Origin of the sequence: Methylobacterium sp. (assembly GCF_019750675.1) — a bacterium.
Classification (GTDB): Bacteria; Pseudomonadota; Alphaproteobacteria; order Rhizobiales; family Beijerinckiaceae; genus Methylobacterium.
This window is the reverse complement of record NZ_JAIEOF010000304.1, coordinates 1-9,954: the sequence shown is the minus strand read 5'-3', so window position 1 is coordinate 9,954 and position 9,954 is coordinate 1. Positions and strand designations below refer to the sequence as shown.

Here is a 9,954-nt window from a genome sequence, read left to right as displayed (position 1 = left end):
AACCGCAGACTCGCCCCCGCCTCCGAGCAGCCCGCCGCCTTCGCGTTCTCGTCGGAGAACGCCGATTGGGCCAAGGGGCAAATCGAAAAATACCCGGAGGGGCGCCAAGCCTCGGCCGTGATCCCGCTGCTGTGGAAGGCGCAGGAGCAGAATGGCGGCTGGCTGCCGCAGAAGGCCATCGAGGCCGTGGCCGACGAGCTCGGCATGCCGCATATCCGCGTGCTCGAAGTCGCGACCTTCTACACGATGTTCGCCCTGGAGCCGGTGGGCAAGTTCTGGATCCAGCTATGCGGGACCGTGCCGTGTGATTCCTGCGGCGCCCGCGAACTGAAGGACTACCTGCACCATCGCCTCGGCGCGCCGGGCCATGTCAGCGCCGACGGTAACTTTTCCTGGCTCGAAGTCGAGTGCCTGGGCGCCTGCTGCAACGCCCCGATGGCGCAGATCAACCAGGATTACTACGAGGATCTGACGCCGGACCTCCTGGGCAAGCTCATGGACGATTTGGCTGCCGGACGACCCGTGAAGATCGGTTCCCAGATCGGCCGCACCTCCTCGGAACCCCTCGGGGGCGCCGACACGCTGACCGACGCGACCCTGTTCGACGGGTCGCGGGTGGGTGCGTGGCGAAAGCGCTTCGAGCGGGCGGACGAGGAGACCGAAGCCGGAAAGGCGGAGGCCGCCTCCTCCGAGCAGCGCGCCGCCTCCGACCCGAAGCCCGCCCGTCCCGATGCCGGGCGCGCGGTGGGCACGCCTGCCACGGATGCCCCGGCCCAGCGCGCGGCCGCTGGCGAGACGCCCGTGAAGGCTGACGACAAGGCCGATGCGGCCGACCGCACGGAATCGACGGCGCGGCCGAACAAGCCAGCCCCCGCCGCGCCCGAGACCATCGCGAAGGCCGAGGCGGCCGGTGCCGAAGCGGGGACGCAATCGGCGCTGCCCCGCAACGAACCGCCGCCGCAGCCCATAAGCTCAGGCGCCAGCGCCGATGCGGCGGCACCCGCTTCCGCTCCCCACCCGTCCGACCCCAAGAAGGGGAACTGACATGCTCGCCGATCAGGATCGCATCTTCACGAACCTCTACGGCCTGCACTCGCCGGGCCTGGACGCGGCCAAGCAGCGCGGTGCCTGGGACGGCACGAAGTTCCTGCTGGAGATGGGCCGCGACTGGATCATCGACGAGATGAAGCAGTCGGGCCTGCGCGGGCGCGGCGGCGCCGGCTTTCCCACCGGCCTCAAGTGGTCGTTCATGCCCAAGAAGTCCGATGGGCGCCCGCACTACCTCGTCGTCAACGCCGACGAGTCGGAGCCGGGCACCTGCAAGGACCGGGAGATCATGCGGCACGATCCGCATCTCCTGATCGAGGGCTGCATGCTCGCCTCCTTCGCGATGGCGGCCCATGCCTGCTACATCTACATCCGCGGCGAGTACGTGGCTGAGAAGCACGCCCTCCAGCGCGCGGTGGACGAAGCCTATGCGGCAAGGCTCGTCGGCAAGGACAACGTCCACGGGTACCCCTTCGACATCTACGTCCACCACGGCGCGGGCGCCTATATCTGCGGCGAGGAGACGGCGCTGCTGGAGAGCCTCGAGGGCAAGAAGGGCATGCCGCGCCTGAAGCCCCCGTTCCCCGCGAACATGGGCCTCTATGGCTGCCCGACGACGGTGAACAACGTCGAGTCGATCGCGGTGGCGGGCACGATCCTGCGCCGGGGCGGCGCCTGGTTCGCGGGCCTCGGCGGCAAGAACAACACCGGCACGAAACTGTTCTGCGTCTCGGGGCACGTCAATAAGCCCTGCAACGTCGAGGAAGAACTCGGGATCACTTTCCGCGAACTCATTGACAAGCATTGCGGCGGCATGCGCGGCGGCTGGGACAACCTGCTCTGCTCCATCCCCGGCGGCTCCTCGGTGCCGCTGGTGCCGGCCGAGCAGATCATCGACGCCAAGATGGACTTCGACACGCTCAAGAACCTCGGCTCCGGCCTCGGGACGGCGGCGGTGATCGTCCTCGACCGGTCCACCGACATCGTCTCGGCGATCGCCCGCATCGCCTACTTCTACAAGCACGAATCCTGCGGCCAGTGCACGCCCTGCCGCGAGGGCACGGGCTGGATGTGGCGCGTGATGCTGCGGATGGCCGAGGGGCGCGCGCAACGTCGCGAGATCGACATGCTGCTCGACGTGACGAAGCAGATCGAGGGCCACACGATCTGCGCGCTCGGCGACGCGGCGGCCTGGCCGATCCAGGGGCTCATCCGGCACTTCCGCCCCGAGATCGAGAAGCGCATCGACCGTTACAGCGCCAACCCCCATTCCGATCCGGTGCCGATGGCGGCGGAGTGATCCGCGCCTCGCATCAACCCGAATTCGAACCTGAGACCCACGCATGACCAAGATCGTCGTCGACGGCACCGAGGTCGATGTTCCGGCGGAGTACACGCTGCTCCAGGCCTGCGAGGCGGCGGGCGCGGAGATCCCGCGCTTCTGCTTCCACGAGCGGCTGTCCATCGCGGGCAATTGCCGGATGTGTCTGGTCGAGCTGAAGGGCGCCCCGAAGCCCGTGGCCTCCTGCGCCTACGCGGTGAAGGATTGCCGGCCCGGGCCCAACGGCGAGCCGCCGGAGGTTCTGACGCGCTCGGGAACCACGAAGAAGGCCCGCGAGGGGGTGATGGAGTTCCTCCTCATCAACCATCCCCTCGACTGCCCGATCTGCGACCAGGGCGGCCATTGCGACCTGCAGGATCAGGCGATGGCCTACGGCGTCGACTCGACCCGCTACGGCGAGAACAAGCGCGCGGTGGAAGAGAAGTACATCGGCCCGCTCGTGCGGACCGCGATGAACCGCTGCATTCATTGCACCCGCTGCGTCCGCTTCCTGGCGGAAGTCGCCGGCGTGCCGGATCTCGGCGCCATCGGGCGCGGCGAGGACATGGAGATCACGAGCTACCTCGAATCGGCCATGGGTTCGGAGTTGCAGGGCAACGTCGCCGACCTCTGCCCCGTGGGTGCCCTCGTCCACAAGCCGCAGAGCTACGAGGTCCGGCCCTGGGAGCTGTCGAAGACCGAGTCCGTCGACGTGATGGATGCGGTCGGCTCCGCCATCCGGGTCGATGCCCGCGGCCGCGAAGTGATGCAGATCGAGCCGCGCGTGCACGAGGGCATCAACGAGGAGTGGATCTCCGACAAGACCCGCCATGCCGTGGACGGCCTGCGCACCCAGCGCCTCGACCGGCCGTATCTGCGCGAGAACGGCCGCCTGCGACCCGCTTCCTGGGGTGAGGCGTTCTCGGCGATCGCCGCCAAGGTGAAGGGCACCGACCCGAAGCGCATCGGCGCGGTGGTCGGCGACCTTGCGGGTGTCGAGGAGATCTACGCCCTCAAGGCGCTGATGACCTCCCTCGGGGTGACGAACCTCGATTGCCGGCAGGCCGGCGAGGCCATCGATCCGGCCTGGGGCCGGGCCGCCTACACCCTCGGTACGGGCATCGCGGGCATCGAGGAGGCGGATGCGATTCTCCTCATCGGCACGAATCCACGCCTGGAGGCCTCCCTCCTTAACGTCCGCATCCGCAAGCGCTGGCGCATGGGTCCGCTGGCGGTCGGCCTCATCGGCGAGGCGGTCGATCTCACCTATCCCCACACCTATCTCGGGGCTGGTCCCGAGACCCTGGCCGACCTCGCCTCCGGCCAGCACAGCTTCGGCGAGGCGCTGAAGGCCGCGAGCCGCCCCCTGATCATCGTCGGTACGGGCGCGCTCGCCCGGCCGGACGGCGCCGCGATCCTCGCGGCCGCGTCGAAACTTGCCAAGGACATCGGCGCCGTCACGCCCGAGTGGCACGGTTTCGGCGTGCTCCAGACCGCGGCCGCCCGCGTCGGTGCCCTCGATCTCGGCTTCGTGCCGGGGGAGGGCGGGCTCGACTTCGCCGGCATCGCGGCGGCGGGCGCCCTCGACGTGGTGTTCAACCTCGGCGCCGACGAGGTCGAGATCGGCCCCGGCGCCTTCGTGGTCTACCAGGGCACGCACGGGGATCGCGGCGCCACCCGCGCCGACGTCATCCTGCCGGGGGCGGCCTACACCGAGAAGAGCGCCGCCTACGTCAACCTCGAGGGCCGGGTGCAGACCACCAACCGCGCCGGCTTCCCGCCGGGTGACGCCCGCGAGGATTGGGCGATCCTGCGCGCCCTGTCCGATGTGCTTGGCAAGCGCCTGCCGTTCGATTCGCTGAGCGCCCTGCGCCGGGCGCTCTACGCCGAGCATCCGCACTTCGCCGCCCTCGACGCCATCGCCCCGAGCGATGCGGTGGCCACCGTAGAGACGCTGTCGGGACTCGGCGGCGAGCCGACCCGCGCGGCCTTTGCGTCGGCGGTGCCGGACTTCTACCTCAGCAACGCGATCGCCCGCGCCTCGCGCGTGCTCGCCGAATGTTCGAGCCTCGCCCGGGTGCGCGGCCTCGAAGCGGCCGAATAAGGATCTCCTGCGATGACCTTCTGGGAAATCCTCGGCACCGTCCTGCTGCTGGCGCTGAAAAGCTTCGTGCTTCTGGCGCTGCTGCTGGTCTTCATCGCCTATGCGCTGCTCGCCGATCGCAAGATCTGGGCGGCGGTGCAGCTCCGGCGCGGCCCCAACGTGGTCGGGCCCTGGGGTCTGTTCCAATCCTTCGCCGACCTCCTCAAGTTCGTCCTGAAGGAGCCGATCATTCCGGCCGGCGCCAACAAGGCGCTGTTCCTGCTGGCGCCCCTGGTCTTCGCCACCCTGGCGCTCGCCGCCTGGGCGGTGATCCCGCTCGCCGAGGGCTGGGCCATCGCCGACCTCAACGTCGGCATCACCTACATCTTCGCGATCTCGTCGCTCGGCGTGTACGGCGTCCTCATGGGCGGCTGGGCCTCGAATTCGAAATACGCCTTCCTGGGCGCGCTGCGCTCGGCCGCACAGATGATCTCCTACGAAGTCTCCCTCGGCTTCGTCATCATCTGCGTCCTGCTCTGCGCCGGCTCCCTCAACCTCTCGCGCATCGTCATGGCGCAGGACACCAGCCTCGGCATCCTCGGCTGGTACTGGCTCTGGCTGTTCCCGATGTTCGTGGTGTTCTTCATCTCGGCCCTGGCCGAGACGAACCGCCCGCCCTTCGACCTGCCGGAGGCCGAATCGGAGTTGGTCGCCGGCTACATGGTCGAGTATTCCTCGACGCCCTACCTGCTGTTCATGCTGGGCGAGTACGTGGCCATCATGACCATGTGCGCGCTGGGCACGGTGCTCTTCCTCGGTGGCTGGCTCTCGCCGATTCCGTTCGCGCCCTTCACCTGGGTGCCGGGCCTGATCTGGTTCGCCCTCAAGGCCAGCTTCCTCTTCTTCATGATCGCCATGGTGAAGGCCATGGTGCCGCGCTACCGCTACGACCAGCTCATGCGCCTCGGCTGGAAGGTGTTCCTGCCGCTCTCGCTCGTCTCGGTCGTCGTCGTCGCCTTCGTCCTCAAGCTCACCGGCCTTGCGCCGGGCGCCTGACAACCCCTCACGGAGATCCGAGCCATGAAGCTCGATCAGGTCGCTAAGGGTCTGCTGCTCAAGGAGTTCGCGTCCGGGTTCGTCCTGGCGATGAAGTACTTCTTCAAGCCGAAGGCCACGATCAACTACCCCTTCGAGATGGGCCATCGCGGCCCGCGCTTCCGGGGAGAGCACGCTTTGCGCCGCTATCCCAACGGCGAGGAGCGCTGCATCGCCTGCAAGCTGTGCGAGGCCATCTGCCCCGCCCAAGCCATCACCATCGAGGCTGGCCCGCGCCGCAACGACGGCACCCGCCGCACGACCCGCTACGACCTCGACATGGTCAAGTGCATCTATTGCGGCATGTGCCAGGAGGCCTGCCCGGTGGACGCGATCGTCGAGGGGCCGAACCTCGAGTTCTCCGTCGAGACCCGCGAGGAGCTCCTCTACGACAAGGAAAAGCTCCTCCTGAACGGCGACCGCTGGGAGCGCGAGATCGCGCGCAACCTCGCCGTGGACGCGCCCTACCGCTGAGCGGGTGCCGTCCGCGGGCCGCGGAATGAGACAGAGGACCGGTTCCGTGTCCACGGAGCCGGCCCGGGCCCTCCGAGGCGGTTGTGCGCCGCAGGAGCGGGTTCTATAGACGGGCGGCCGGTGGGCCGTGGCACAATTTCGGCAGAAGGGGCCGTCCTCGGGACGGCTGATCTCAAGAACCGCATGAGCGCAGCCGCTGCCTTCTTCTACCTGTTCGCAGGTGTGACCATCGCCTCGGGCTTCATGGTGATCGCCTCGCGCAATCCCGTGGCCTCGGTGCTCTTCCTCATCCTGGCCTTCGTGAACGCCGCCGGCCTCTTCGTGATGATGGGCGCCGAATTCCTGGCGATGATCCTCGTGGTCGTCTACGTGGGCGCGGTCGCGGTGCTGTTCCTGTTCGTCGTGATGATGCTCGACGTGGACTTTGCGCAACTGCGCCAAGGCTTCCAGCAGTACCTGCCTATCGGCGCGCTGATCGGGGCGGTGTTCCTGATCGAGCTGCTGCTCGTGGTCGGCTCCTGGACCATCGATCCCGGCCTCGTTCAGGCGCCGCTCGGGCCGGTCGCCAGCGCCGAGTCCGTCACCAACACCCAGGCGTTGGGCCGGGTGCTCTACACGGACTACGTCTTCTTCTTCCAGCTCGCCGGCCTGATCCTGCTCGTGGCGATGATCGGCGCCATCGTGCTGACCCTGCGCGACCGCCCCGGCGTCAAGCGCCAGAACATCGCCGTCCAGAACGCGCGCACGCAGACCATGGCGGTGGAGACCCGCAAGGTGCCGTCCCGCCAGGGCGTGGAAGTCTGATGGCCGGCGGACCTCGAACGGCAGAGACCGGGAGCCACATCTGATGATCGGCCTGAGCCACTATCTGACGGTCGCCGCGATCCTGTTCACGCTGGGCGTGCTCGGCATCTTCGTGAACCGCAAGAACGTCATCGTCATCCTGATGTCCGTCGAGCTGATCCTGCTCGCGGTGAACATCAACCTCGTCGCCTTCTCCACCCACCTCAACGATATCACCGGACAGGTCTTCGCCCTGTTCGTGCTGACGGTCGCGGCGGCGGAGGCGGCGATCGGCCTTGCCATCCTCGTCGTGTTCTTCCGAAACCGCGGCTCCATCGCGGTCGAGGACGTCAGCATGATGAAGGGCTGAGCGGGACCGAGACGGACCCCGATTCGACGCCCGGCGGCGCGGCCTTCGCGCCGCCGCGGCGGTGACACGAACCCCACCGGGCGCTGCCCCGGCTCCCGCGTCCTGCGCGGGGTCCGGGCGCGTCCCAGGAGGCCGGACAAGCCAGCGATGTATCACGCGATCGTCTTCCTCCCGCTCGTCGGTGCGCTCCTCGCCGGCCTGTTCGGCCGCCAGCTCGGTCCGAAGCTCAGCGAGGGCATCACCACCGGCCTGCTCGCCTTCTCGGCGCTGCTGTCCTGGGGCGCCTTCCTCGAGGTGCCCGGCACCGAGCACGCCACCCGCGTGCAGGTGGCGACCTGGTTCACCGCCGGCGACCTCGTGGTCGACTGGGCCTTCCGCATCGACACCCTGACGGTGATCATGCTGGTGGTCGTGACCTCGGTCTCGACCCTCGTGCACCTCTACTCCATCGGCTACATGGAGGAGGATCCGCACCGGCCGCGCTTCTTCGCCTACCTGTCGCTGTTCACCTTCGCCATGCTGATGCTGGTGACGGCCGACAACCTCGTGCAGATGTTCTTCGGCTGGGAGGGCGTCGGTCTCGCCTCCTACCTGCTGATCGGGTTCTGGTACGAGAAGCCCTCCGCGAATGCGGCGGCCATGAAGGCCTTCATCGTCAATCGCGTCGGCGATTTCGGCTTCTCCCTCGGCATCTTTCTGGTCTTCGTGCTGACCGGCTCGATCGCGTTCGACGGCATCTTCGCCCGCGCGCCCGAGATCAAGGACGCGACCTTCCACTTCCTCGGCTACGACTGGAACGCCTGGACGCTGGCCTGCCTGCTCCTGTTCATGGGCGCCATGGGCAAGTCGGCCCAATTCCTGCTGCACACCTGGCTGCCCGACGCGATGGAGGGGCCGACCCCCGTCTCGGCGCTCATCCACGCCGCCACCATGGTGACGGCCGGCGTATTCATGGTGGCGCGCCTGTCGCCGCTGTTCGAGCTCGCGCCCAACGCGCTGATCGTGGTCACGGTCATCGGCGGCATCACGGCGTTCTTCGCAGCCACGATCGGCCTCGTGCAGAACGACATCAAGCGCGTGATCGCCTACTCGACCTGCTCGCAGCTCGGCTACATGTTCGTGGCCCTCGGCGTCGGCGCCTACTCGGCCGCCGTATTCCACCTCTTCACCCACGCCTTCTTCAAGGCGCTGCTGTTCCTCGGGGCCGGCTCGGTCATCCACGCGATGCACCACGAGCAGGACATGCGGAACATGGGAAATCTGCGCCGCTACATCCCCTTCACCTCGGCGATGATGACCATCGGCACCCTGGCGCTGATCGGCTTCCCCTTCACGGCCGGATACTATTCCAAGGACGCGATCATCGAGGCGGCCTATGCCTCGACGCGGCCCGGGCACACGCTGGCCTTCCTGTGCACCGTGGTCGCCGCGCTGATGACCTCGTTCTATTCCTGGCGCCTGTTCTTCATGACCTTCGAGGGACCCGCCCGCTGGGCCGGTCACGGGGCACATCATCACGACGACCATCACGCGGTGGCGCAGGCCGCTACCCCACATGGCGGCGCATCGGCACAGGCCGATGGGGCGCCGGGCCATCACGAGGGCGTCGCCCACGACGATCACGGCCACGACGTCGAGCCGGCCTCGCACAGCGCCATCGAGCATCACGACCATGCGCACACCCCGCATGAGAGCCCGCTCGTCATGACGATCCCGCTCGGCATCCTGGCCTTCGGCGCGCTCTTCGCCGGCCTGATCTTCAAGAACCGCTTCATCGGCGAAGGCATGGACAAGTTCTGGGGGCATTCCCTCGGCCACGGTCCCGACAACCACATCATGCACGACATCCACTCGGTGCCGGCGCTGGTGGCCTACTCGCCCTTCATCATGATGCTGATCGGCTTCGTGCTGGCCTACTGGATGTACATCCGCCGGCCCGAGCTCCCGGGCCAGCTCGCCGCGCAACAGCCGAGCCTGTACCGGTTCCTGCTCAACAAGTGGTACTTCGACGAGCTCTACGACCGGATCTTCGTCCGACCGGCCAAGGATTTCGGCAAGTTCCTCTGGAAGGAGGCCGATGGCCGCGTCATCGACGGCATGGGTCCGGACGGCATCGCCACGCGGGTCCTCGACGTCACCCGCGGCGTGGTCCGCCTCCAGACCGGCTACGTCTACCACTACGCCTTCGTCATGCTCGTCGGCGTCGCCGCCCTCATTAGCTGGTACATGCTGACCGGCCTGCCCAAGGTCGCCCATTGATGGCCGCTGTCACGAACCGGAGCCCCCGCTGATGTTCGGCCTCGGAATCCTCTCCGGCCTCCTCATCGTTCCGCTGTGCGGCGCGGCCTTCATCCTCACCCTGGGCGAGGAGACCGAGGCCTCGAAGCGCAACGCCCGCTGGGCCGCGCTAATCACCACGCTCGCCACCTTCCTGCTCTCGCTGGTGGCCTGGGGGCGCTACGACACGACCACCGCGAGCTTCCAGCTCGTCGAGACCCATGCCTGGTTGAACGAGGCCACCCGGTTCAAGCTCGGCGTCGACGGCTTCTCGATGCCGCTGATCCTCCTGACCACCTTCCTGATGCCGTTCTGCATCGGCGCCTCGTGGCTCTCGGTGAACACCCGGGTGAAGGAGTACTTCGTCGCCTTCCTCGTCCTCGAGACGACGATGATCGGCGTGTTCTGCGCCCTCGACCTGGTGCTGTTCTACCTGTTCTTCGAGGCCGGCCTGATCCCGATGTTCCTCATCATCGGCATCTGGGGCGGCAAGCGGCGCATCTA

General features: G+C 67.7%; 9 protein-coding genes. All 9 read left to right on the top strand.

All coding sequences use genetic code 11. The annotated features are described in order from the left end of the window. Nucleotides 1–1,044: NADH-quinone oxidoreductase subunit NuoE (nuoE, locus tag K2X24_RS16065; protein ID WP_292499355.1), on the top strand; the 1,044-nt coding region annotated here is incomplete at its 5' end. Nucleotide 1,045: 1 nt separating this feature from the next. Next, nucleotides 1,046–2,347, top strand: coding sequence for an NADH-quinone oxidoreductase subunit NuoF (gene nuoF / locus K2X24_RS16060; RefSeq protein ID WP_238280747.1), 1,302 nt, complete (start codon nucleotides 1,046–1,048; stop codon nucleotides 2,345–2,347). A 43-nt stretch (nucleotides 2,348–2,390) separates the two neighbouring features. Beyond that, nucleotides 2,391–4,472 (top strand): NADH-quinone oxidoreductase subunit NuoG, encoded by a 2,082-nt coding sequence (nuoG, locus tag K2X24_RS16055; protein ID WP_292499354.1) that lies wholly within the window; start codon nucleotides 2,391–2,393, stop codon nucleotides 4,470–4,472. Between the two features lie 12 nt (nucleotides 4,473–4,484). Continuing rightward, nucleotides 4,485–5,507 carry an NADH-quinone oxidoreductase subunit NuoH gene (gene nuoH / locus K2X24_RS16050; protein ID WP_238280745.1) on the top strand — a complete coding sequence of 341 codons (1,023 nt, stop codon included), beginning with the start codon at nucleotides 4,485–4,487 and terminating at the stop codon, nucleotides 5,505–5,507. 24 nt (nucleotides 5,508–5,531) lie between these two features. Next, nucleotides 5,532–6,020 (top strand): NADH-quinone oxidoreductase subunit NuoI, encoded by a 489-nt coding sequence (gene nuoI / locus K2X24_RS16045; protein ID WP_292499353.1) that lies wholly within the window; start codon nucleotides 5,532–5,534, stop codon nucleotides 6,018–6,020. Nucleotides 6,021–6,203: 183 nt separating this feature from the next. Then, nucleotides 6,204–6,824, top strand: a complete 621-nt coding sequence (locus K2X24_RS16040; protein ID WP_292499352.1) for an NADH-quinone oxidoreductase subunit J — start codon at nucleotides 6,204–6,206, stop codon at nucleotides 6,822–6,824. A 40-nt stretch (nucleotides 6,825–6,864) separates the two neighbouring features. Beyond that, nucleotides 6,865–7,173, top strand: a complete 309-nt coding sequence (gene nuoK, locus K2X24_RS16035; RefSeq protein ID WP_292499356.1) for an NADH-quinone oxidoreductase subunit NuoK — start codon at nucleotides 6,865–6,867, stop codon at nucleotides 7,171–7,173. Nucleotides 7,174–7,320: 147 nt separating this feature from the next. Continuing rightward, complete coding sequence (gene nuoL / locus K2X24_RS16030; RefSeq protein ID WP_292499351.1) at nucleotides 7,321–9,432, top strand: NADH-quinone oxidoreductase subunit L; 2,112 nt, start codon at nucleotides 7,321–7,323, stop codon at nucleotides 9,430–9,432. Between the two features lie 31 nt (nucleotides 9,433–9,463). Beyond that, nucleotides 9,464–9,954, top strand: a 491-nt coding sequence (locus K2X24_RS16025; protein ID WP_292499350.1) for a proton-conducting transporter membrane subunit, incomplete at its 3' end; no start/stop codon positions are given.